Origin of the sequence: Pseudoalteromonas sp. MMG010 (genome assembly GCF_018100905.1) — a bacterium.
Taxonomy (GTDB): domain Bacteria; phylum Pseudomonadota; class Gammaproteobacteria; order Enterobacterales; family Alteromonadaceae; genus Pseudoalteromonas.
Genome location: NZ_JAGJEG010000005.1, coordinates 185,999 through 211,697, shown reverse-complemented (window position 1 = coordinate 211,697; position 25,699 = coordinate 185,999). Strand labels below are relative to the sequence as shown.

At 38.9% G+C, this 25,699-nt stretch carries 20 protein-coding genes; 13 read left to right on the top strand and 7 right to left on the bottom strand.

Annotated features, from left to right (window positions below; all coding sequences use genetic code 11):
- Nucleotides 1–331: 331 nt before the first annotated feature.
- Entirely contained in the window at nt 332–1,870 is a 1,539-nt protein-coding gene (locus J8L70_RS07895; RefSeq protein ID WP_211054998.1) for an alpha/beta hydrolase-fold protein, read from the bottom strand.
- Nucleotides 1,871–2,038: 168 nt separating this feature from the next.
- Here J8L70_RS07895 and J8L70_RS07890 point away from each other — a divergent pair, with 168 nt between their 5' ends.
- The 8 genes from J8L70_RS07890 (at nt 2,039) to cyoE (ending at nt 11,284) form a co-directional block, all read left to right on the top strand.
- On the top strand, nt 2,039–2,968 hold the full coding sequence (locus J8L70_RS07890; RefSeq protein WP_211054997.1) for an ABC transporter substrate-binding protein: 930 nt from the start codon (nt 2,039–2,041) through the stop codon (nt 2,966–2,968).
- Nucleotides 2,969–3,245: 277 nt separating this feature from the next.
- A complete protein-coding gene (locus J8L70_RS07885; protein WP_211054996.1) occupies nt 3,246–5,390 on the top strand; it encodes a TonB-dependent siderophore receptor in 2,145 nt (714 codons plus the stop codon).
- 384 nt (nt 5,391–5,774) lie between these two features.
- Nucleotides 5,775–6,194: a hypothetical protein gene (locus tag J8L70_RS07880; RefSeq protein WP_211054995.1), complete on the top strand. Its 420-nt coding sequence runs from the start codon at nt 5,775–5,777 to the stop codon at nt 6,192–6,194.
- Between the two features lie 299 nt (nt 6,195–6,493).
- The gene (cyoA, locus tag J8L70_RS07875; protein WP_211054994.1) at nt 6,494–7,447 is read left to right on the top strand and encodes a ubiquinol oxidase subunit II; all 954 of its coding nucleotides are present in this window, start codon (nt 6,494–6,496) and stop codon (nt 7,445–7,447) included.
- Nucleotides 7,448–7,449: 2 nt separating this feature from the next.
- Nucleotides 7,450–9,438, top strand: a complete 1,989-nt coding sequence (gene cyoB, locus J8L70_RS07870) for a cytochrome o ubiquinol oxidase subunit I (protein ID WP_211054993.1) — start codon at nt 7,450–7,452, stop codon at nt 9,436–9,438.
- Complete coding sequence (gene cyoC / locus J8L70_RS07865; protein ID WP_211054992.1) at nt 9,435–10,052, top strand: cytochrome o ubiquinol oxidase subunit III; 618 nt, start codon at nt 9,435–9,437, stop codon at nt 10,050–10,052. The genes cyoB and cyoC overlap by 4 nt, the downstream gene beginning before the upstream one ends.
- The gene (cyoD, locus tag J8L70_RS07860; protein ID WP_211054991.1) at nt 10,052–10,390 is read left to right on the top strand and encodes a cytochrome o ubiquinol oxidase subunit IV; all 339 of its coding nucleotides are present in this window, start codon (nt 10,052–10,054) and stop codon (nt 10,388–10,390) included. The genes cyoC and cyoD overlap by 1 nt, the downstream gene beginning before the upstream one ends.
- Before the next feature lie 9 nt (nt 10,391–10,399).
- Nucleotides 10,400–11,284 (top strand): heme o synthase, encoded by an 885-nt coding sequence (gene cyoE, locus J8L70_RS07855; RefSeq protein WP_211054990.1) that lies wholly within the window; start codon nt 10,400–10,402, stop codon nt 11,282–11,284.
- Nucleotides 11,285–11,345: 61 nt separating this feature from the next.
- Here cyoE and J8L70_RS07850 read toward each other — a convergent pair whose 3' ends face one another.
- The 3 genes from J8L70_RS07850 to J8L70_RS07840 form a co-directional block, all read right to left on the bottom strand.
- Nucleotides 11,346–12,158 (bottom strand): SDR family oxidoreductase, encoded by an 813-nt coding sequence (locus tag J8L70_RS07850; protein ID WP_211054989.1) that lies wholly within the window; start codon nt 12,156–12,158, stop codon nt 11,346–11,348.
- 60 nt (nt 12,159–12,218) lie between these two features.
- Nucleotides 12,219–12,572, bottom strand: a complete 354-nt coding sequence (locus J8L70_RS07845) for a MerR family transcriptional regulator (protein ID WP_211054988.1) — start codon at nt 12,570–12,572, stop codon at nt 12,219–12,221.
- A gap of 63 nt (nt 12,573–12,635) precedes the next feature.
- The gene (locus J8L70_RS07840; RefSeq protein WP_211054987.1) at nt 12,636–13,286 is read right to left on the bottom strand and encodes a hypothetical protein; all 651 of its coding nucleotides are present in this window, start codon (nt 13,284–13,286) and stop codon (nt 12,636–12,638) included.
- A gap of 224 nt (nt 13,287–13,510) precedes the next feature.
- On the opposite strand from J8L70_RS07840, the gene J8L70_RS07835 reads away from it, so the two are divergent.
- Complete coding sequence (locus J8L70_RS07835) at nt 13,511–15,238, top strand: hypothetical protein (RefSeq protein WP_211054986.1); 1,728 nt, start codon at nt 13,511–13,513, stop codon at nt 15,236–15,238.
- Between the two features lie 42 nt (nt 15,239–15,280).
- Here J8L70_RS07835 and J8L70_RS07830 read toward each other — a convergent pair whose 3' ends face one another.
- Both J8L70_RS07830 and J8L70_RS07825 read right to left on the bottom strand, forming a co-directional pair.
- Nucleotides 15,281–16,189 carry a histone deacetylase gene (locus J8L70_RS07830; protein WP_211054985.1) on the bottom strand — a complete coding sequence of 303 codons (909 nt, stop codon included), beginning with the start codon at nt 16,187–16,189 and terminating at the stop codon, nt 15,281–15,283.
- Between the two features lie 13 nt (nt 16,190–16,202).
- Nucleotides 16,203–16,766: a GNAT family acetyltransferase gene (locus J8L70_RS07825; protein WP_211054984.1), complete on the bottom strand. Its 564-nt coding sequence runs from the start codon at nt 16,764–16,766 to the stop codon at nt 16,203–16,205.
- A gap of 509 nt (nt 16,767–17,275) precedes the next feature.
- Here J8L70_RS07825 and J8L70_RS07820 point away from each other — a divergent pair.
- The 4 genes from J8L70_RS07820 to J8L70_RS07805 all read left to right on the top strand — a co-directional run bounded on the left by J8L70_RS07820 (nt 17,276) and on the right by J8L70_RS07805 (nt 23,611).
- Nucleotides 17,276–19,006 (top strand): DUF4856 domain-containing protein, encoded by a 1,731-nt coding sequence (locus J8L70_RS07820; protein ID WP_211054983.1) that lies wholly within the window; start codon nt 17,276–17,278, stop codon nt 19,004–19,006.
- 87 nt (nt 19,007–19,093) lie between these two features.
- Nucleotides 19,094–20,365, top strand: coding sequence for an imelysin family protein (locus tag J8L70_RS07815; RefSeq protein ID WP_211054982.1), 1,272 nt, complete (start codon nt 19,094–19,096; stop codon nt 20,363–20,365).
- A gap of 8 nt (nt 20,366–20,373) precedes the next feature.
- A complete protein-coding gene (locus tag J8L70_RS07810; RefSeq protein WP_211054981.1) occupies nt 20,374–22,608 on the top strand; it encodes a TonB-dependent receptor in 2,235 nt (744 codons plus the stop codon).
- Between the two features lie 10 nt (nt 22,609–22,618).
- Nucleotides 22,619–23,611 (top strand): sterol desaturase family protein, encoded by a 993-nt coding sequence (locus J8L70_RS07805; protein ID WP_211054980.1) that lies wholly within the window; start codon nt 22,619–22,621, stop codon nt 23,609–23,611.
- Between the two features lie 48 nt (nt 23,612–23,659).
- Here J8L70_RS07805 and J8L70_RS07800 read toward each other — a convergent pair whose 3' ends face one another.
- Nucleotides 23,660–25,606, bottom strand: coding sequence for a phytase (locus tag J8L70_RS07800; protein ID WP_211054979.1), 1,947 nt, complete (start codon nt 25,604–25,606; stop codon nt 23,660–23,662).
- Nucleotides 25,607–25,699 lie beyond the last annotated feature (93 nt).

Here is a 25,699-nt window from a genome sequence, read left to right as displayed (position 1 = left end):
GCTGTTTTTATTTTTAGGCAACATACCACGTTTAATTCATCATTATCTGCTTATAAAACCCTATAAATATCTTATCTATTGCATCAAATTTTAGTGTTAGGTTAAAACCATTTTATTCTACGTTTTCGTATTTTATCCCTCTATTTTTTACTGTATTACCTCGCCTTTGAGATTGTAATGGGTAAAAACAGATAACCAGCAATGATATAAAAAACTTTAACGATGCACATTGCATTTAATAGGTCTGTTATTTTTAGTTTAAGACAAGGTCTCCTTGCCTTAAACGAGATTATTAATTTATAGCGGTGATGAGAGGGGATTGCAATTTAAATTACTCTTGTGGGAATAAGGCTTGTAAACCATCAATAATGGCACCTTGCCAGGCAAAGTAGTCATGACCTGCTGCATATTCTTTATAGCTCACCTTATATCCCTTCATTGTTAATATATCACGAAGATGGCGGCTTCCATCCAGTATTCCTTTGTTTCCATCTCTTGAGCTTTCGAATACTCCGGCACTAATAAAAAATTCTATTGGCTTTTTTGTTGCTTGAATAAATTTTTCTGACGCGTAGTAGTGGCTGTTATCACCATGTTTATCGGTCCACCAATACGAACCACTTAAAGAAATTACATGGCCAAAAATATCTGGGCGCCTGAATGCGGTTGTTGTTGCGCCAATTCCACCAAAGCTAGAACCTGCTATTACTCGTTGCTGTGCAGTAAATTTTACCGGGGAGTTTTGTTCAATAATAGGTAGCAGTTCGGTGGCTAACATTTGTGTAAATAAGGGATTACTGGGTAATTCTTTTGCGCGTGTTTTACTGTCTAGGTTATCTATAAACACCGCTTCAATTGGGGGGAGGCGCTGTTGTGATACAAGGGTGCTTAATCGCAAGTGTAAATTCACTTTATCAAGATACTTTAGGCCATCAAACATAAATAATTGAACCGCATTGGCTTGGGTCACATCACCAAAACGAAACACTTTAATATTGCGTTTGTTTTTTAAAAGAGTGCTAGTGAGTTGAAAAGATAAATCGGGGTTTAAGGTCGATACCGTCATCTCTTTTGGGTATTGCGCATCGGCATCGGGGAGTTCGACAGTTGAGCTTTGATTATATTTTGTTTTATCGCTAACAGGGAAGTAATTAGGGTTAGTTGGGTCGCGCTGCACTGTGGCAAGTAAAGCTACGCGTTGCTCGTAGCGACTGCCTGCAAACAGAGGTACATCAGGCGCTAATTTGTAAGAAAGACGTGTCGAATTGGGCACTGTATAACTTTTAAACCAAATATTAGAGTGGCCAAGACGCTCCATCCAACCATGATCATTTGCTGGCGCACCAAAAATTAAAACATTTTTCTTTGCACCACGATAAATAAAGGTTAACACGCTTTCATCGCCTAAAGGTTCAATTAATGGCGAGTTATTTCTTATCAGTTTATCCCATACGTTATCTTCTGTTTCACCGGATTTTAATTGAGCATAAGCTTGATTTATCAATTCACTTTGAGCTTTTTTATGATAACTATTTTGCTCGATAGTAGAGACAATTCGATGTGTTTTTATTTCCGGCTTGGCTCCTAAAAATTGCAGCTTGGGGTTGTCATAAGCAGCGATAAAGTGAAGTCTAGCGTGGCTTTCACCTGTATTTATAACTTCACGTATAAGCTTACCTTGTTGATCAATTAAATTAACGACAGTGTGATTGTTAGTGACAACATCAGCACTAATATAACTGCCTTTTGAGGCTTTAAACACATACTCTTGAGCTGTTAATTTCGCCGTGGGTTGCAGGTTGTTTTGTCCATAAGCAGGTTGTACAAGGCCAAAAGTGAATATACACATGATTACTATACTAAAGCGCATGAGGGTCCTTAAATCTTAACGATGAATAAAATTTAGGAGTATAATATCACAGTATGTAAATGGTAATTGTTATTATTTTTATTTAGTTTGTGGTAAAAGTAATACTAAACCAATAATAGTTTTACACTTTACTATTTATCTATTTTACATATCTTGGAGCCTTTAATAATGAAGCGAAATATATTTATCTTGTTAGCCCTATTTTTTTCTACGCTAGTGAGCGCGCAATACCCAGTAACAGTCACTATTAAGGGGAAGAACATCACTTTCAATACTCAGCCTAAGCGTATTGTTGTGTATGATTTTGGGGAGCTAGATACCCTTGATTCGCTTGGAGTAAAACCTATTGCCATCGCCAAAGGCATGTTGCCGGAATATTTATCGCAATATCGTGATAAAGCGCTTGCAGGGAGTTTATTTAAACCCGATTTTGCTGCACTAAAGCGATTAAAGCCTGATCTTATTATTATTGGTGCACGCACTCGTGCAATGATAGCGCAGTTATCTGACATTGCCCCGACATTAGATATGAGTATTTCGCCGAAACACTTTTTAAAAGATATGCAGCAAAATTTAACACAGTACGGTGAAATATTTAATTTACCCGATGTAGCACAGCAGCGCTGGGTTACATTAGCGCAAAAAATTTCACAGTTGCAGCGTGAAGGGAGGCAACAAGGCACCGGTTTGGTGCTGTTTACAATGAAAAACGAGTTTATTATTCATCAACCGGGCGATAGGTTTGGCATGTTATACCCGATAACAGGACTTGCTGCTATTTCGCTTACTGACACTATCGCTGCGCAGCATTCTAGCGCAAAGCAACAAGACCCGGCAAAGATTACAGCAATGTTAAAAGCGTATTTGTCCTCAGAGCCAAATTGGATATTACTCCTCGATAGAGGATTAGCCACTGGGGGGAAAAGTAAAATGACGGATGCATTAAAGCAGTTTCCTATTGTGCGTGACTTTGCAGCATGGCAGCACAAGCGCGTTTTTCAGTTAGATGCTAACCAATGGTATTTACTCACCGGTGGTTATCGTAGTGTATTAAATTTTGTTGTTAGTTTAAATAACGCATTTAACAACCCCGCTTAAAGTGGCTTTGTACTCAGTTGTATTTTTAAATTCAAAACAATTAATGCATATCGAAATGCAAATTATTACCATTTGCATTGGTGCGGTGTGTTTTGTATACTCCCTCGTCTTTTCAACTCTAGATTAAACTTTGTAGCTGCAATTTTATGGCCTTTTGTTTTTAAATTGCATAGTCGTTACTACTTGTTGCTGAAACAAGTAAGGCATAGCGGGAATTATAGTGCCGTTAAAATGTATGCTACGAGTGAAATCTCATTCACATTAAGGAAAAATTGACATGGGTATTGACGTTTTAGCTAAAAGTAAATTATCGATAGCTATCGCATCGTTATTAACATTAAACAGTTTTAATGCAGTAGGGCAAGAAAGTAATGCTGCAAATAATGATGCAGCTGAAAGTGAAGTTATTACGATTGTAGGCCATAAAATAACTGAATTACATGAGCAAAATAATAGTGGGGCGCTTGGGAGTCGTTCTGTTTTAGATACTCCATTTTCTGTTGATATGATTTCATTAGAAGATATTGAAATTCGTCAAGTAAACACGCTAGATAGTTTGTTTAGTCGAGAAGCGTCGGTATCAGTTGATGGCAGTGCATACAGTACTTTTGGCTCAACAATACGAGTAAGAGGTTTGCCTTTAGATTATACAAATAGTTTTAAAGTTAATGGCTTATCACTTAATAATTTCAGTGGTGAACTTCCCTATGAAGCATTTGAGCAAGTTGCTTTACTCAAGGGGGCTACAGGTTACATGTATGGTATGGCAGCTCCTGGTGGAGTGGTAAACTATGTGACTAAAAAGCCAGTTAATGATCTACTTACTTTAAGTGCTGGTTATCGAAGTGATGGCGTTTTTAGTGCTCATGTTGATGCAAGTACCCGCTTTGGTGATGAGGACAAGTTTGGTTTACGTGTTAATGCTGTAAGCGAGCAAGGCGACACATACCTTGACGATGGCACCATAGATAGAGAAAGCTTCTCTTTGGCGTTTGATGCCTATTTATCTGATAGCCTACATTGGAACGTCGATGTTATTTACAGTGACCGGTTAACTGAAAACTCATGGACCACCATGTCTAATTCAATGAGTAGTGATAGTGATTTACCCGCAGCAGTGCAGGGGAATCGCAGTATTGGGGTTGACGGCACATTTGATGATTATAATAACCTTATTGCGCTTACGGGTTTAACGTGGGAAATTAATGATAATTGGCAAGTTAAACTCGAATACGATTATTCAGAAAATGATACCCATTGGGTTAAAACACTTGCGTATTTACTCAACTCGCAAGGCGATGTTTCAATTAGCTTATATGAGCAGTATTTTAAGGTGAACTATGAGCAAACCCAAGCGATTATAAATGGTCAATTTGAAACGGGGAGCATAAGTCACGAGCTCGTATTTGGGGCTTCATACCAGGTTTCTGATACGTATCGCAACGATGGTGGTGAATATGGGCGAGTTGTAGTGAGTAATTATGGTGAGGATAATTTATATAATCCCGTAGAATTACCTGCTTATGATGCCAATCTACAAGAAGACCTTGATTTAGCTTGGTCTGACACCCAGCAATCATTTTTTATCAACGATTCCATTAAGTTTAATGAGCAATTTGAACTATTAATTGGTGTGCGCCATACAAATATTGATCACACTGCGGGTGAATATTTTAGTGCGTTTCATGATCATTATGCTGATTCATCAACGACTCCTCTTGCTGCATTAATGTATAAACCCAATGAGACAACAACATTTTATACCAGCTATGTTGAATCGTTCGAAGGGCAAACGTCTTCTGTAGGAGATAGCTATGCGAATGCTAACGAGTTACTCAAACCACAAAAAAGCGAGCAGCTAGAAGTTGGTTATAAGCAAAGTGGCGATGATTGGTCTGCTTCAGCGGCCATTTTTAGTATAAAGCGTGGGTCGACCTTGGTGACTGATGATAACTACCTTGTACAAGATGGCGTTAGTGTATACCAAGGGGTGGAGTTAAGTGGTGCACTTGATATATCAAATAACTTCTCTATTTATAGTGAGTTGATGGTGTTAGATGCAACGTATGACAAAACCAATGAAAGCTATCAAGGCAATCAGGTATCGGGAACGCCTGATTATCAAGTTAGTTTACAAACCAATTACAACATTGAAGCCGTAGAAGGCTTAACCGTAAACTTTGGTGGAAAGCATCAAGGCGAAACCGCTGCAAATGCGAATAACGATTGGAATTTACCTAGCCACACGGTGTTTTATGCCGGTGTGAGTTTAAGTAAAAACATTGCTGGGAAAAACTTAACGATTATCGGGACGGTTGATAACCTTTTCGACAAAGAGTTTTGGGCTGTAGGTGACGATTATGGTGCTTTACGTATTGGTGAGCCACGTGTTGTAGCAATAAAAGCTAAATTAGCATTTTAATATATGCCAATGAAGGAGCCTTATTTTATATGTAAGGCTCCGTTTATTTAAAGCTTTCCCCGTTGATACACTCGTGCCTTGTATTTGTTATCCGTAATATAAGCACCTCTACAAGTATTTAAAGCTACTTTTACTCCACTTTACTTATATTTATTCAATATAAATTTTATGTTTCACTTGAACAGAAAATTCTCTTTGTTATACTCACGAGCGAACTTTCAGTAAATTTTGAAAGTTCTGTTGAGGTAGATCAATTTCCTCTTAGCTATAGTGTGCTAATGCGTTTTGGTTTTTCAGCACTTGCTTTTAGGGCTTACAACAGTAATTTTTTAAGATTACAGCGTATTTATTTAGTGTGTGTTTTAGCGTAATTATAGGTTTATTTTGAACATATTGTCTTTTTTTCATATTGATACGTTACTTGCATTTTGCAAGGCGTTTTCGTGTGAGCGCTTAACTAAAGCAGGAAAGAGTTTATGTGTCGCTATTGCATTGCTAATGTTTAATATACTCATGTTGCTAAGTGGTGCCATTGAGGATGTATTTCAATTAGAAGCAATATTCAATGATGGGGCTTTAATAGAGCCTATTTCTGAGTCTATTGTTCATTATCTTTCTTATCCTATCATTTCAAGTCAGCTACTTATTGGCTTTTTTTGGTTATTGTTCTATATCATTGTGGCGCGTCGTGCCGCAATTACCTTTCGTAAAGCAGCCTTTGCTTTTAGCGAAGCTAAGGTGCTTCAACCTGTGTCCGCTGCACATGGTTGTCGTGCTCCACCTAGCTTTACAGGTTGTCTGTAATACTTTTTAGTATTAGCTACACCTGTTGCTATGTTATTTATTCTTGCTGTAAATAATTAAATCTACAATGTAGCTGTGTAATAAGCACCAGTCAGCCAACACTCACCCAAGTTAATTTTTATTACGTTATAAAATGCGTTTAGAAAACTGAGTTTGTTGCTAGGTATTTTTTGCATCCACTTGCAGCGTGCTCAGTCCCCTTATTTTTATAATTTAGTATTTATTAACTTGGGTTTTATAACATCGTTGCCATTTTTATCTGGCAATTAATTAAAATTTTAGGTTTGTAGGATACTCTTTTGTTAATTCGTAACCTTTGTAATATTGCTGTAGCGAGTACCGTACTTGCTTTATCTGGCTGTAAAGGCGGGATACTCGACCCTAAAGGGCAAATAGGCATTGATGAGAAAAACTTAATCATCATTGCTACTGTGCTTATGCTACTTGTTGTGATCCCCGTCATTGTGATGACTTTGTATTTCGCATGGAAATATAGAGACACACAAACTCATGAAATTTATGCGCCTAAATGGGCCCATTCAAATAAAATTGAGGCCATTGTTTGGGCTGTACCTATTGTTATTGTCATTATTTTAGGCGTTATTACATGGCAATCTACACAAAAGCTTGACCCATATAAGCCTATTGAAGGTAAAGGTAAGCATTTAACCGTCGAGGTTGTTTCGCTTAACTGGAAGTGGTTATTTATTTACCCAGAGCAAGGTATTGCGACGGTAAACGAATTGGTATTTCCGGCTAATGTGCCTGTTGAATATAAAATTACGTCACAAAGCACCATGAACTCATTTTTTATTCCGCAATTAGGTAGTCAAATTTACTCAATGGCTGGCATGGAAACTAAGCTGCATTTAATCGCGAATGAACCGGGAACATTTAAAGGTTTTTCGGCTAATTATAGTGGTGCAGGTTTTACTGGTATGAAATTTAATGCCATTGCGACACCGACTCAAGCTGACTTCGATAAGTGGGTTAATACGATTAAAGCCGGCGGTAATAACCTTACTCATGCCAATTATGTCGAACTTGCAAAAGAAAGCGAAAATAACCCAGTAGCGTATTACGCCAAGGTTGATGATGGTTTATTTCATACCATTGTAATGAAATACATGCAGGCACATGGCGATATGAACAACAAGCATCATGCCATGGGTAAACATGAGCATATGAGTAACTCACATCATGAAACCAGTGAACATTCTTTGGCTTCATCTCACGGCCAGGGCGAGGAATAATAATGTCGTTTTTAGGTAAACTTACACTTGATGCAATCCCGTTTCATGAACCTATTATTATGGTCACCATGGCGGTTATTGCTGTTGTTGGGCTAATTATTGCCGGACTCATTACAAAATATAAAAAATGGGGTGTGCTTTGGCGCGATTGGATCACCTCAGTTGATCATAAACGCTTAGGCGTTATGTACATATTATTAGCGCTAATTATGTTATTTCGTGGTTTTTCTGATGCCATAATGATGCGTGCGCAGTTAGCGCTTGCTACCAGTGGAGCGCCTGGTTATTTACCACCTGAGCATTACGACCAAATATTTACAGCTCATGGCGTTATTATGATCATCTTTATGGCAATGCCATTTATGATTGGTCTAATGAATATAGTTCTACCACTGCAAATAGGTGCGCGTGATGTTGCCTTCCCATTTTTAAATAATTTAAGTTTTTGGTTTACCGCCAGTGGTGCCATTTTAATTAACTTATCACTTATTTTTGGCGAATTTGCTAAAACAGGTTGGGTGGCGTACCCGCCGCTATCGGAGCTTACTTTTAGCCCTGGGGTGGGGGTCGATTATTATATATGGGCTTTGCAAATATCCGGACTCGGGACATTGCTAACTGCAGTTAATTTTTTAGTGACAGTATTTAAAATGCGTGCCCCAGGTATGACTCTCATGAAAATGCCTATTTTTACATGGACCTGTACTTGGGCAAACATCTTAATTGCCGCTTCTTTCCCTATTTTAACGGCTGTATTAGCGATGTTAACGCTTGACCGTTATCTTGATTTTCACTTTTTTACCAATGAAGCGGGCGGAAACGCCATGATGTACATCAACTTATTTTGGGCATGGGGTCACCCTGAAGTGTACATTTTAGTATTACCGGCGTTTGGTATTTTTTCAGAAATTATTTCTACCTTTGCAGGCAAACGTTTATTTGGCTATAAATCGATGGTTTACGCCAGTGGTGCTATTTCTATTTTAGGTTTTATTGTGTGGTTGCATCACTTTTTCACTATGGGCTCAAGTGCCAATGTGAATGCCTTTTTTGGGGTCATGACGATGGTCATAGCTGTCCCTACTGGAGTTAAGTTATTTAACTGGTTATTTACTATTTACAGAGGACGATTACGCATTGGAGTGCCTGTACTTTGGACTCTTGGTTTTATGGTTACCTTTACTGTGGGCGGTATGACCGGTGTATTACTGGCTATCCCAGGTGCTGACTATGTATTACATAATAGCTTGTTTTTAATTGCTCATTTTCATAACACAATTATTGGTGGTGCCGTATTTGGTTACCTTGCTGGCTTTGTATTTTGGTTCCCTAAAGCGATGGGCTTTAAGCTAAACGAAAGATGGGGTAAAGCCTCATTTTGGTGTTGGATAGTTGGTTTCTTCGTTGCCTTTATGCCGCTATATGTACTGGGCTTTTTAGGCATGACTCGTCGTTTAAATCACACCAACAACCCTGATTGGAACATATGGTTATACATTGCCGCAGGTGGTGCTGTCATTATTATGTTTGGCATTATTAGCCAAGCCATCCAATTATATGTGAGTTTTAGAGACCGCGAAGCACTTGACGATACAACAGGCGATCCATGGAACGGTCATACACTTGAATGGGCTACTAGCTCACCACCACAAGTGTATAACTTTGCCACTATCCCACATGTTGATGACATTGACACATGGACCGACATGAAAGAAAAAGGCCAAGCCTATCAAGATAAAGCGAGCTATAGCCCAATTCATATGCCGAAAAATACGGCATCAGGGGTATTAATAGCAGCCAGTTTAACTGCATTTTGTTTTGCAATGATTTGGCACATTTGGTGGCTAGCAGGTTTAGGGTTAGTAGGGGCAATTGCACTGTTTATTCAGCGTTGTTATACCAATGATGTTGATTATTATATTCAACCAGATGAAATAGCGGACACTGAAAATGCATATAATTCTAATGGGAAAAAGGAGCTAAGCGCGTGAGTACAGTTTCAGCACATTTAGACTCTATATCGGGTGATGGACACGAGCATCACCACGATACATCGGGCGACACCATTTTTGGTTTTTGGTTATACCTAATGACCGATTGTTTATTATTTGCCTCGTTTTTTGCCACTTATGCCGTGTTATATATGAATACCGCTGGTGGCGTATCAGGCAAAGATATTTTTGAGCTTGATTTTGTTGCAGTAGAAACCGCAGCACTCCTTATTAGTAGTATCACCTTTGGCTTTGCCATGATTGCCGCACATGGGCAAAAAAAGGCGCTAACTCTTACTTGGCTATTTGTTACGTTTTGTTTAGGTACAGTATTTATTGGTATGGAAATTTACGAATTTCATCACCTAATCGTGCACGGTAACGGACCACAGCAAAGTGCTTTTTTGACGTCATTTTTCTCATTAGTGGGACTGCATGGATTACATGTTACAGCAGGCCTAATTTGGATGACAATCATGATGATTGAAGTCGCTAAGCGTGGTTTAGGTAAATCGACGGTGACACGTTTAAGTTGCTTAAGCTTATTTTGGCACTTTTTAGATATAGTTTGGATTTGTGTATTCACCGTTGTTTATTTAATGGGAGCCATGTAATGAGCCATAGTCATTCACATTCTGTTGAGCATGATGCGTCGCACGGCACAGTAAAAAGCTACTTAGTGGGATTTTTGTTGTCGGTGATTTTAACCGCCATACCGTTTTATTTGGTAATGGAAGGTGACTTTTCAAAAGTAACGACCCTTTGGAGTATTGTTACTTTAGCGATTGTGCAAATTTGGGTGCATTTAAAATACTTTTTACACCTTAGTTTCACCACCGAAGAGGGTCGTGCAAGTACGTTTTCGTTTTTATTCAGTGCGCTAATTATCGTGATGGTAGTTGGGTTATCTGTTTGGATTATTTACGAATCAAACGCCATGATGATGTACTAGGAGTTGAAGATGTTTCGTCGTTATTTATCAGTGACAAAGCCGGGTATTATCATGGGGAACTTAATCAGCGTAGCGGGTGGTTTTTTACTTGCTTCGCGTGGTGATATCAACCCTTGGTTAATGATTGCCACATTGATTGGTTTGTCACTTGTGGTTGCATCGGGCTGTGCTATCAATAATGTTATCGATAGAGATATTGATGTAGCGATGGCACGCACTCGTTCGCGGGTAACTGTAACAGGCGAAATGTCGGCCTTTGCTGCGCTTAGCCATGGTATTTTATTGGGGGTTATAGGCTTTGCATTGCTCATTGCTTTTACAACGCAAGCGGCAGTGTTTTTTGCCGCCTTTGGCTATGTGATTTATGTGTTAGTTTATAGCCTCTATATGAAACGTAACTCGGTGTACGGTACTTTTATAGGAAGCTTATCAGGGGCTGTTCCGCCGGTGGTCGGCTACTGTGCAGTAACCGGTCAATTTGACATGGGGGCATTAATATTATTAGTTATGTTTAGCCTATGGCAAATGCCACATTCTTACGCGATTGCTATTTTTCGCTTTAAAGATTACCAAGCCGCAGGTATTCCAGTATTACCCGTCGCGCAGGGGATTGATAAAGCCAAACGCCATATTGTTTTATACATTGCAGTGTACGCTTTGGTCGTGATGTTATTACCGATCAGTGGTTACACTGGGGCGGCGTTTATGGCTGTGGCATGTATTACCAGCTTTTGGTGGTTATTAATGGCATTACGCGGGTATAGACGAGGTATTAATTTAACGCAATGGGCGCGCCAAGTGTTTGCTTTTTCTATTATTAATATTACAGCATTGAGTATTGCTATGGCGGTTGACTATCATAGCGTCAGCCCTGCGTTATTTGCATTTATATGATGTTATAAAGATTTACATTTCCAAAGTTAAACCAAAGGCTCGAAAGAGCCTTTTTTTATGTTTAAAACGAAGTTGATTTTCTAAGTACATTATCCTTAAACATATTAACCACTATTTTAATTGTTCTTTGGCGTGAGATAAAGCGGGGAACTAAAGACATTAAGTAATTCATTTTTCCCGGTATTGTATATACTTTATTTTTATCGTAACTTTTAAGTGCAGCTTTAACAACGTCGCTGGCTGGGGCTAAGTTCATTTTCGATGTGTCAGCATTCGCATTTTCCATAAAACGAGATTCTGTCGTCCCAGGACATAAGGCCATAACGTTAATATTTGTATCTAATAACTCTCCCGTGAGAGCCTCAGAAAAACTTAAAACAAATGCTTTAGATGCTCCATAAACAGTTTGATAAGGCAGTGGTTGAAAAGAAGCAATAGAGGCAACGTTAATCACTCCACCACTATTTTTAACTTTCATTGCAGGTAAGCATAAATGAGTTAGCTCGACTAATGCGTTTATATTTAGCATTAACATTTTATGATAAACCTCAAAACTTTCGTTAGAAAATTCACAAAACTTCCCAAAGCCCGCATTATTAATTAAATAGTCAATCGACAGGCCTAACGCGTCTATTTTTTCAACTAATTTCTTAGGGCCATTTAGTTCGCTTAAATCGACAGAAATAGTCTGGAGTATAATGTTGTTATGCACTGATTTGAGCTCTTGTGCTAGGTTAATAAGATCGCTAGTTGTTCTTGCGGTTAATATTAAATTAGCTCCTTTACTAGCAAGTTGCTTTGCAAACTCTTTACCAATACCAGAAGATGCGCCGGTTATTAATATAGTCGTATTTTCAAAGTTCAATGTTTTCATTACAAGTCATTCTGTTAGTTAATTAAAAACTCACTGTAACCCTTCCCCTTAGGGGTAAGGTCAATCGAATTCTTTAACTAAATCTTTTTTAAACTCCGCTAAGTTTTCAACTTTAAGTAATGCTGCGTGAGCCTCTTGCTTTAAATCAGATATTTTTTTATCGATGAGTCGATTAACTTGAGCAATAGGAAGCTTCTTATCCTTTGTTTTTTGAGAAACAATATCTTTGATTTCAAAGAGGCTAAACCCGAGAGCTCTGGCTTGGCAAATCATTTTGATAACCACGACATCATGGTTGTTATAAATACGGTAGTTACCTTTTCTGTTAGGGGGAGCAATTAAACCGATTGATTCATAGTGCCGAATAGCCTTACGAGTAGCTCCAGAGAGTTCAGAAACACGACCTATTAGCATAGTAATTCTCTTGAATGTGAAATAGGTATTGCCTTGCACTGCAATAAAGTACTTGTTTGCACGTTAAATACCTTGGTTATAATATAAAGGCTTTAATGTCCCGCAATTAATAAACTTGTAGTTAAGTTCATTGTTTTCAGGGACTGCTTTAGAAGTGCGAAACTTTTGCATGCAGGCATTCACTAAATCAACAAAAATAAGGTGATTAAAGCTAGGTGCTTGGGTTATTTTATGAATATAAATACGCTCACTACCATTTAATGTGATCATATCGTACTCCTGCCATTTAGAAGACTCACTGAGATCTTTTAAAGGACGAGCATAGAGCTGTTTACTCATTACAATTTCTCTATTTTCATAAATTAAATGACCACCTTGGTTATAATCCCCAGAATAGACATTAGCTATAATTGTAATTTCTTCACCACGTATTAAGTGCTCAATATTAAAAGGTTGCGGTTTAATTGTTATTAAATCGGTATCACGTATTAAATTAAGAAAGGCCACATCAGGGTTGTCTATTTGATAAAGCACTTGCACGTCGTGCGGTATTTCGTAGCCCGGTTTATTTAAAGCAAATATTTTTGAGCCGTGATTCACTAATACCATAGCGTGCTCGGCATTATATTTGGGGTTTACAGGGGGGAGCTCTTGTTCTTGCGCTATGACTAAGTGACTAAAAAGACATAACCAGAAAATAGCAATAACTTTCATAAATAACCTCATTTAATTTATTAGCTTAGAGTGTAGTACAAGGTCAGTGCAAAGTAATCGTTTAGGTGTATTTTAGTAAGGTGAAAACGCTTTTTTTAGTAAAGAATTGTGAATTACACCTCATTATTTTTATCTATGATGGTATATTAGGTACATATTAAAAAACTGATTTTTAAGTTTATTTTTCAAAATATAATAAATGCTTATCTACCAAGGAAGTTATCATGCAACACTGCCAACAGCCTATTTATGTCTCTGACTCCCATTGCTCTGAATGTGGTGATGCTTTAAGACAAAAGCGAACACTGAAAACTGCACTCGATTTACAAAGTGATTTATTTGATGAGCTAAAACAATATTACTCAAATCCTGTTGTTATCACCGGGAAAGTAACGTCAATGGATTACTATAAGCGAAAATATAGTAGTTCAAACACAAATTTAATGTACGGGTTCTGGTGGTTAAACGTTGAAGACGCGCAAGGCAACACTACACAAATTAGTATTAACGCAGAAGTTGACGGTTTTAAAAGTCTTAAAAAAGGCGACGTTGTATCATTAATAAGTCCAAGTGAATGTACACTCAATCATCGAGTGGCTTACGCTGAAGATCGTCGTATAGTAAAGCATAATGTATTTGCTCCGGCGGTTGTATTGCATAACGATGAGGGTCAACGCTCTCATCAAGATAGTTTATTAAATGCCGGTGATAGACCTTCTTCATGGTTATTTTTAGTCACCTTTTTTGCCGTGCTTTTAGGACTAATATTTGCTGTCGATGTACCAGGAGGCCCCGCAACAGCCGCTGCGGCGATATTGTCGGTTATTGTACTTATATTTGAACTTAATCGTACTGCTAAACTACATAAACGCGATTTAGCACGCTATGAGAGCGTAAAAAAGGTTGTTAAATCTGTACTCTCAATGAGTATGTATGATTTTGGCTATGATTATTACATGCGCCCAGCGAAAGACAATGACGTAATTTGTATTGGCTGTCAGCAACGTATCAGTGGCGATGTCGCGCACTGTTATCGCTGTGGTGTAAAACAAAAAAAAGCCGTGTTATTGGATAAAGCCAATGATGAAAGTGCCCAAGTCAGTAGTGAATTAGAGAAAGCCATCGGCAGCCATACCACATACTCGGTTGCTGACTACCAGCAGCAATTAATGGACGAATATAGTCTTAAATACGTAACCCCTTATATCCATAAAAATGTTCTGGCAAAGCATGATAAAGGTGAAGTGCAAGTAGATTGTATGTTTGCAAAAGTGATTGATAAAGTTCAAAAATCCAATGTAGACCATAGTAAAACACATTACACCACCACAACTCGTACAGATACTTATGTTGGCAACAGTTTTCGTGGAAGTAGTTATAAAACGCATGTCGAAACATATGAAAGACGCAACTCGTCTTTACAAGGTCAACTCATATTAGAAACCTCTGATTACAAGGTATTAAAGTTAAGTGTTGCTGAAGATCTACTGGGCTCTGCTGACGTTGGTGACTGGGTTTTTTATGCTCAAAGCTATATTCAAATGGACGATTCTCGAGATGGCTATCGCGAAGTGGCTTATAATGTTTCAAAAGATGTGATGTTTAAATCACAAGCAATCACCGAATATGGTTATCGAGCAAATGAGTGGGTAGTGTGGACGTTATTAATTTGTGCAGTAATCGCAACATTTGTATTTGACCGTGGTGATTATGATGGGTTACTTAATGCAATGTCATTTATCCCTTATTCTCGCTTTGTTGATGAAATGATAACGTATTTGCCGCTAGGAATATTTGCTGTGTTTCTTGGGGTTATTACCATTTGGGCCAGTATTCATGCTATAGGAAATAGCAACAGACAAAAGCGAAGTATCGCTAAGCTGTATACGCTAATGGGTAAATTTAAAAGTGATTTTAAACAAATAAAAGAGCGAATTTCTCAACTACAATAAATTATTAAACGCCCTTGTCATAACAAGGGCTTTTTTATGTCCTTAAAACTTAGCGGCTTGTTCAATTACAATGCCGTGACGTTTTGCTAGGCGTAAATGATCTCGATCGTATCCGCCTTCAATTACTGAAGCAACGGCAGTATTGTGCTCTAAGCAGCGTTTAAATACTAAATGATCACGTTTTTCTATGCCTTGCCAGCTAATATCGAGCTTGCCTAAACCATCTTGCTGCCAAACATCAACACCTGCGTCATAAAGTACAATGTCGGGATTAACCTGTTTCAATAAAAACGATAAGGTGTCGTCGATAACCCCTAAATATTCATCGTCTTGCATATTATTACGCAGGCCAATATCTAAATCGCTAGGCGGTTTTCTAAATGGGAAGTTTTTTTCGCAATGTATTGAGCAGGTATACGCATAATGCTGATGCTCAAGCATTGCCGCAGTCCCATCACCTTGGTGTACATCTAAATCAAAAATTAAGACATTTGTTACTTCACCTGAATTAATCAGGCTTTGCGCGGTAAATGCTAAATCGTTAACCATGCAAAATCCTGAGCCAAAGTCGTAATGGGCATGGTGAGTTCCGCCTGCTAAATGACACGCTATACCATGGCGAAGTGCTAAGCGAGCTGTTTGTAGAGTCCCTTGAGGTGCAGTGACTGTACGTGCCATTAACTCATGTGACCAAGGCAAACCAATTCGGCGCATTGCGCTTTCATCCAAAGTGTTATGCCATAAATCATGCAGATATTGTTCACAATGTACGTTGCTAAGTGCATCGTGAGAACCAAGTTGAGGCCTTATTAGGTTATCGCCAATTAAACCAAGTTGTTTTACATGTTGATATAAGTTTGCAAATTTACTCATTACAAAACGATGTTTAGGATCAAAATTAAACGAGTAATTAGGATGATAAACTAAAGGTAAATGCGGGTTTAAAGTCATAATTTGGTGTTAACTACTTGTGCTCGCAGGTTTTACAAGCAAGTTTATAATATTGATTATTATTAAACTCAAATTCTTTGATAACCACTAACGGGGTTTTTTTAGTATGAGCTTGATAAGAGCGAGGGTTAATTTTATTAATAAAAGTCACCAAAATAGGGTAGCGCTTTGACATTTGCTCTAATGAGTAGTTAAAAACCTGCTCAAAAACCCCGTGGCCTCTTACTGATTTATCCACGCATACAGGACCATATTGGTATGAGTTAGCAACATTCATTTCAAGGCCTTCTAGTTGTGAATCGTGAAGGTTTTCTATCATAAATTGAAACATTGGCCATTGTGACCAAAATTGCCATGATGCCGCCATTGCGTAGGCGACAATTTTATTATCTAACACTGCAATAAATAATCCACTTTCGTGTTCAATTAAATTCGATAAATGCGTTTTGGTAAAGGCCGTTGTGATAAAACCGTCGGCTTTGTCTTCCTCGTTTATTGAGTCTACTTGGTAGCGATAATGCAAGGTTAAAATTTCATCTATATGTTCAATAGTGGCTGTTTTCAATTCGATATTCATTGGGTTACTCATGCTAGGAGAAGGTGTGCGGGTATTTATTCGTTAGATGAATTAACGATATAGCAGTTTTAAATGTAATTCAAACGTTTCGTTTTAAATGAAATAAATAGATTAACGTTACTAATTTTAAGTATGCACTTAACAAAGAGCCATTTATGTATGCAATACCGGGTATTTTATGTGACATGTTTTTAATCAAAGTAAAAAACACCGACTAAGTGGCAACTTGAGCTATAAATGCTTTTATTGTTGATTTGTAGCGCTACTTTTGTGAAAAAATAAAACAATCCTTTACGCCTAGGTTGATTGGTTTCTTGTTACTTTTTTATTACATTTTAATAGTGTTAAAGGGGGTGTTTTATTTTTTAAATAGCATTGAGTTATAAGTTATTTAAATAAACACAGTAAAAATCGGATTAATTAACATTTTTCTATTGCATGTTATTATTTTGTAACTACAATACTGAATTACAAATGAGAATGATTTACATACATAATAAGGCCTTAACATGACTTTTCGAAAATCTCTTTTAACCAGTGCAATTTTGGCTTCGACTTTAGGTTTAGCTGCGTGTGGAGGTTCGAGCTCAAGTGATAGTGATGATAGTGCTAACGCACCCACTGTTTCGAATACAGCACCTACGGCAATTAGCTTATCATCAGCTTTTGTAACTGAAGATACGCTAGGCGCAGTCGTTGGCGCTTTAAGTGCAACCGATGATGACACCACGGATATCGTTTTTACACTTTCAGATGATGAGCAATATTTTGAAATAAATGAAAGTAACGAGCTTAAACTCAAAGATACTTTGGCTATTAATGCTGAAGAAGTTGACAGTGTTGAGGTAACGATTACAGCCACCGATGCAGGCGAACTAAGCTTTAGCGAAACATTAACTGTTTCAGTGACTGATCTTGAGGCGCAAGAAGGCGTCAATGTATATGAGTTTGCTTCAACAGTGGATGCAAGTAACTCAGCTGTTAGTTATACCGGTCAAATTGCTCGCCATGCACTTTCGGCACAAATTAAATCTTATATTGGAATGTTAAGTGTTGATTACATTGAAAGCGAAGGCTTAACCGGTGATGCAGTAAAATCACAACTCCTTGCGTATTGGAACGATTACGAAGCGGTAAAAGATAACAGCTTTTTGTTTATTGATGGCAGTACGACATTGCAGCAATCGTTTGCTGAGATTTCAAGCTCAGGCAAAACCTTAACGGGTAAAATTGCCGGTAACGATGCGTCAAAAATGAGTAAAGATTGGTTAGTTGAAGGCACATTTGAAGGCTGGAGTGACTTTGGTACACAGGCAAAGACGCCAGAAGGGCTTATATTTCATTACTTCGATTTGTTAGCCGAAAATGTTGATGCGATAGCAAATGGGACTCAATCTGAAGATGTAAACGCGAATGACATTACCGCGGCTTACATTACTACTGATGGACTAGACTTAAATCAGTTAATTCAAAAGCATACTTTAGGTGCGCTTATGTTTTCGCAAGGTACAGATGATTACTTAGATGACGGCCTTGAAGAAGATAATACCGATGCACAAAGCGAAGGCGCTAATTATAGTAGCTTAGAGCATCAGTTTGATGAAGGTTTTGGTTACTTTGGTGCAGCACGTCATTATCTAGAATTTAGCGATGATGCCATTGCAGATGGTAGCGCTAACAGTGATATAGATAGCGATGGAAAAATTGATTTAGCAAGCGAGTACAGTTGGGGTAACTCAACAAATGCGGCTAAACGTGATCTTGGGGCGCAAGTAGCGACTGATTACAGCAGTGCAGCAATGACGGCGTTTATTGCAGGTCGTAAAATTATTAATGATGCAGCGCCAAGCGCGTTAACTGATGAGCAAAAAACTGATTTACTTGCCCAGCGTGATACCGCTGTAGCTAATTGGGAATATGCCATTGCAGCCACTGTTGTTCATTATATTAACGACACAATGGCTGATATTGACTCTGTTGTAGCGGCTGACGCTGATGCAGAGAGTTTTACTGACCTTGCAAAACACTTTAGTGAAATGAAAGGCTTTGCGTTGAATTTTCAATTTAGCCCATTTTCACCATTTAATAGTGATGAAAACACTGGAAAATTTGCCGAACTTCACACCTTGTTAGGCGAAGCGCCAGTATTGACTGATGAATACAAATCGCAGTTAGTTGAAGCACGCGATTTAATGCAGCAAGTGTACGGCTTTGATGCAGAAAATGTTGAAAACTGGTAATTACCAAGCATTTTAGTACCAAGGAAGGTCAGCCAAAGAGGCTGGCCTTTTGTCGTTTTATTTTCGAATTTTAGGGTTGATTCAATAATGAGTTTTACAACAAAAAAAGCACTCGCTATAGCCATTTTTCTCAGCCTAAGCGGGTGTGGTGAAAGTAGCTCTAGTAGTACTGGTAGTGCTTTTCAAAGTAATGATAGTGGGCAAACTTCTACCTCAGTTGAGACTGAGTTTGATGAAGCGCAGCTTATTGCCAATTTAGTGGATAACGTGATTACACCCACGTTTATATTATTTAACCAACAAGCACAAATACAAACACAAGCTCTGATGAATTATTGTCAAGCCGAGCTTGCAAGTATACAAGAAAGCTCTGAAGCGGCTGTTTCGCTACGTATACAGGCACAACAAGCTTGGTTAGATACGATGGCGAGTTGGCAGCAAGCCGAAATGATGCAAATGGGACCACTGCTTGAAAACTCAAGTCAATTACGTAATCAAATTTATTCTTGGCCTACGTTTAGTCGCTGTGGGATAGATCAAGATGTGGTGTATAACCAAGATGGTGTGATTAACCAAGATCAAAATCGCCCCTATGAAATTACCGACAGAACCGCAACACGTAGAGGCTTATTTGCACTGCAACATGTACTTTTTAATGAGCAGTTAGATCATCACTGTAGTGTGACGAATGATGCGTTGGCTGATTGGAATAATCGAACTGATTTAGCTCGCCGTCAGGCTCGTTGTGAATTTGCAGTGGTAGCGAGTGACGATGTACTTAATTCTTCAGCGCAATTATTGCAAGCGTGGCAAGGCGATAATGGTTTTGCAAATGAATTAAAAAACGTCGGCGAAAGTGATTCACGTTTTAGTAGTAATCATGAAGCGTTAAACCATATCAGTGATGCATTATTTTATATCGATACAATAGTAAAAGATAAAAAACTAGCTGAACCCATTGGTATTTTTTCTAATTCGTGTGGTACATCAGCGTGCCCAGAGGATGTAGAAAGCGTAGATGCAAAAAGCTCTCTAGCTAATATTCGAAATAATCTAGCGGCGTTTGAAGCATTGATAATCGGTAATTTAGAGTCTGCGCAAACTGGGGTGGGGTTCGATGATTTTTTAGATGCAGAGCAAGCAGAGGAAACTAAAGTACGATTAGTAGAAGGTATTGCGGCGCTTAAAACAACGTTAGACAGTATAGATAGTTCGTTAGCTGATTTACTCATTGATAATGAACAGCAAGTTCGTGATGTACATGGGCAAGTTAAAATACTAACTGATGAACTAAAAAATGATTTTATCAACGAGCTAGCACTTGAACTACCAACAACCTCTGCAGGCGATAACGACTAAGGGCAACAATGAAATATAATAAACTAACATTTGCATTGCTAATGGCCATTAGTAGCCAGGCCTTAGCAGAGCAAAAAAATGACTTAGAACATATTCAAATTATTAGCCATAATGACAAACTGCGAACCGAAGCAGGGTCGGCTACGTTAATTGGAGAGGCTCAACTTGAACAATTTGAGTTTGATGATATTCACCGTATTTTATCCCAAGTACCTGGGGTAAATATACGCGAAGAAGATGGCTTTGGTTTAAGACCTAACATTGGTTTTCGTGGGGTAACACCTGAGCGCAGTAAAAAAATAACCATTTTAGAAGACGGTATTCTGATAGGACCCGCTCCTTATTCTGCACCCGCGGCCTATTATTTTCCACTGACCACACGAATGACGGCAGTTGAGGTATTTAAAGGTCCGGCAGCGATTCATTATGGGCCGCAAACTGTCGCTGGGACGTTGAATTTAGTCTCGCGACAAGTCCCTGATGATGCCAGTGCTATGCTTGATGTTGCTTTAGGCTCCGATGGTTATAAAAAAGCGCATGCTTATTATGGTAATCGCGAAGGGCAACTTGGCTTTTTAATTGAAGGCGTACATTTACAAAGTGATGGTTTTAAAGAGCTTGATGGCGATGGTGATACTGGCTTTGAAAAAGATGACTTGTTGGTAAAATTTGATTACACACTCAATAGTGAGCAATACAAACAACGCTTTGAATTAAAACTAGCTTATTCTGATGAATTGTCGGATGAAACCTATTTAGGGTTAACTGAAGAGGATTATGAAAAAAATCCTTATCGTCGTTATGCTGCCAGCGGGCCTGCTAACATGGATACTAAACATACTCAGGTTATGTTTACTCATCAGCTTAATAGCGACCACTTTGCACTTACCACACGAGCGTACCGAAATGACTTTGAAAGGGCGTGGCTTAAACTTAACTCAGTCACTAACAGCAGTGGTAGTTTATCGGATATTTTAGCCGATCCTACTCACTTTGAGCGTGAATACCTTGTTATTAGTGGGCAAGCCGATTCAGTACAAAGTGGTGAAAGTAATGTGTTTTTAACTATGGGCACCAACGACCGACGCTTTTTCTCGCAAGGCATTCAGTTTGATGGTGATTGGCAAGTCGCTGCGTTTGGCCTTGAGCATTCAGTGTCATTTGGTGTGCGCTTTCATCAAGACGAAATTGAACGTGATCACTTTGAAGACACTTATGCGATGGTTAATTCAATAAATACCCGCACTGATACTGCTCGCGTATTTACCACTCAAAATACAGAGTCGACGGATGCATGGTCGGTATATATTGAAGACAAAGTGACGTTTGATAAATTAACGCTAGGCTTAGGTGTTCGTGGTGAATTAATGGATATGTCATATCAAAATGACTCACCGGGGCAAGAAAATGATTGGCAAAATAAATCGAGCCGTATTTGGTTACCTGGCTTTAGTGGTTTTTACCAATTATCAGAAAATGCCGGGCTACTTTTTGGCGTACATCAAGGGTTTGTACCTTCAAGCCCATCAAGTCCGGTACGCGAAGGGGATGATGAATTTGAAAAAAGTGTGAACTATGAATTAGGCGGCCGATATAATAACGGCAATAGCCAAATTGAAATAGTGAGCTTTTTTAATGATTACTCAAATCTAGTAGAGAGCTGTGGGCAGTCAAATTGTGGCATCGAAAATGAATTCGATCGTGAGTTTAGTGGTGGGGAAGTGGATGTGTGGGGGCTAGAATCGCAATTTTCACATACCTATTCATTATCTCAGCAAATTGACTTACCTGTCCGCTTAACTTACACCTATACGAAAAGTGAATTTAAAGAAGAATTGTTCAGTGAGTTTACGCAGTGGGGGCATATTCAACCTGGTGACGAATTACCTTACTTACCCAATCATCAAGCGGCATTAAGCGTGGGGCTTGCAAGTAATGATTGGTCTGTCGATATGCTGTTAAAATATACTTCAGCTATGCCGGAAGCCGCCGGTGTAGCATACACGGCCGGTGAAGTAGGTAATACCACAGGGAATGACTTTGCGTTACCTCTGGCTGGTGTTGATGTGCCATCGACCATGGTTATTGATATTTCGGCGCGTTATGAACTTGGGAAAATGGGCCATATTTACGCTAAAGTAGATAACTTATTTGATCAAGATAACATTGTTAGTCGCCGCCCTTATGGTGCACGCCCGGGTAAACCGCGTAGTGTAACGCTCGGTTATAAATATCAATTTTAAGAGGTAAATAATGCTCGAGACACTATGGCAAACATTATTACAAACGCCTAATTACTTGTTTGACGCTAATAAACGTATTTTTATTGGCTATATTGCTGCGGCGTTAGTCATTACTGTGTTGTTATATTTCTCGGGCCGTGCCCAGCAAAAAAAACGCTCGTGGCGCGGGCTTAAACGTTATGTATTTAATAAACGTATTTGGCTAAGTAAAAGTGCAGCGCTTGATTATCAATTATTAATTGTAAATCGCTTATTAAAGGCGGCTTTATGGGTTCCCGTGGTATTAACCATGGTGCCTGTTGCAATTGGCGTTAGTGATGCTTTGCAGTGGATGTTTGGTGAGCGGGCTGTTTGGCAATTACCAAGCAGCGTAGTGCTTGTTATTTTTACTGTGCTACTTTTTGTCGTTGATGACTTCACTCGCTTTTTATTACACTTAGCACTGCATAAACTCCCTTTTTTATGGCACTTTCACAAAGTGCATCACAGTGCGTTAGTATTAACCCCAATGACTATTTATCGAAGCCACCCGTTCGAAAGTTATTTATATGCATGTCGTATGGCATTAGCGCAGGGCTTTGTAGTGGGTGTGTGTGTGTACTGTTTTGGCCGAAATATAACAATGCTTGATATTTTTGGCGCGAATGTGTTTGTTTTTGCATTTAATGCGTTAGGGGCTAATTTACGCCACTCTCATGTATGGTGGAGCTTTGGTCATAAAGTAGAAAACTGGTTGATAAGCCCAGCCCAACATCAAATACATCACAGTGATAACCCAATTCACTTTGACCGTAATTTAGGTTCGGCATTGGCGATTTGGGATAGAGCTTGCGGTACGCTGATAAAAGCGCATCAAGTCGGTAAAATCACTGTGGGGGTAGGGAATAACGATCGTGGACATAACAGTGTTATAGATGCTTATTGGCGACCAATAAAAGAAAGTCTACATCTTAATGAACAGATAAAAGTAAGTAAAAAAAACAAAAAAACGCTCACCGAGTGAGTAATAAAAAAGGCTCGTACGAGCCTTCTTTATTACTAAATTAACTCTCTACTTAAGTCCTTTTTTAACGTCACGCCAATCTATGATTTTAAAGTTTTGTGGCTGCTGCGGCATGCGGTTATAACCATCTTGTACGATTAAAATACCTTCTGGATAACCCGGTAGTGCTTTGGCTGTTACTGTTAGACCATCGGTTTCGGATACACCATCTATCGCATTGTTTAAATTAGCAATGATATTAAATTTTCCCGAAAATACTAAGCTAGGCTTGGCGGTAGTACCGAAAATTTTATACACCACATAACTATGATCCCCTTGGCTCGACACGACTAAATAGCGTGTATTATCGCTTTGGTATATTTCCATACCTTCAACGTCGTCAACCAATTGCTCGTTTATTGTTTGCAGCATAATAGGGGCTGTATCCGCATCGGGTTCGGCATTAATAAACCAAATACCGGCATCTTCTTCACCTGCAAAAAGTTGCCCGCGCTCATCGTCGGCGCTACATCCTTCTGGTTGGCTTGGTAAGCTAAACTCTCTTACTAAAGCTCCCTTAAGGTTGCTGCCATTTTGAGTTATTTTGTATTGCTGATATAGCCCTGACTTATCATTTACAAATACGTAGTGGCCAGAGCGCGATGAGTACATGCATAAACCATAAATTTCGTCTAAGTTAGTGGTCACTTCGCTCAAATGAAACACCGTATTATTCGTATCAACAGAGAATAAGCTAATACTATTTGTCGTGCGATTACTGGCGGCAATAAGGGTATTTGTTGGGTTATTAATGTGTGTATTTTGACGTATATCAACATTATTTAAACGCCCCACTTCAATTGACTGCTGCAGCATTCCTTGTAAGTTGTACACCATTAAACCGCGGCGTTTATCAGTGCCTAATATTAAGCTTTTATCTGGCGTGTTTGGGTGCACCCAAATAGCGGGATCATCTGCTGCGTCACCAAAAGCCTTAACTGGGGTTGTTTGTGCTTGGGCGTAAATAGCGTGTTGCTGAACTTTCTTTTGCGTTTGCAGGTTATACGCAGTACTTGCCAGCGCGGTGCTGACATAGGCACCGGTATCGTCGTTGTATAATACCGCCATTGCCTTATTATCGTTATAGCTTATCGCAACAGACTCCGCTGTAATTGGGGTATTAAGTGGCCACTTTTTAAGCTCGTCAGTAAACGGGTTATACGAAAAAATGAGGCTATTACCTTCACTGCTGGTGGTAAACCATAGTCTCGCGTCACTGGCGATTGTAAGTGCTCCCACTGCTGCTGGTAATTTACCAAAAGGTTGGGTAAGCAGTACTGGCTTTTTATTTTCTTTTGATTCTGCATTGGCATTAATAGCCCAAATTCCGGTGTCGCTTTCACTGATATATAAGGTGTTTGTGCGGTGGTTAACAGCGCAGCCCGCAGCTTCACTTACACCAGAAAATTGACGAACGGTAAGGTTGGTCGGCACATTTTTATTAATATCAAACACCAACGTTTCGGTGATTAAACCACGTACATCGGGTGTGAAAGCCGAGACTAACTGTGTACGCTCGTTATGAAATAAACACACTGTTTCGGGCTTTGATTTATTTAGGCGTACACGATTAAGTTCGTTAATACGCCATGTGTTGTTGTTATTTTCAAGTTTGAAAATAACAACATTGTCTTTATTGTTATCAACAGTGGCCACTAAAAAACTTTGCTCATTAATGGCTTCAATTGATAGCGACTCGAAGCTTCCAGCGGCAATCACCGTACTGTTGGTATTTTGGCTATCGGTAAGCACAAGACCCTTTGTTTCACTCGCTAATAACCAAAATTGATTATTAATAGCCACTGCTTGTGAGCCTTGCATATTAATCATTGGACCAAAGTCACTGATTGTAGCAGGTGCTGAGGCCGTATTGTTTTGATGACTACATGCTATTAAAGCACTTGAAATAACCGTTGCGGTTATTATGGTGAGTAATCGATTTAATTTAAAGTTCATAAATTTCCTTATTACGACTGTGTGTTTTTATACTCGCAGTCGTAATTTATTCTAACGATAGTGGTGCTAATAAAGGGTGGTCGTTGCACATTT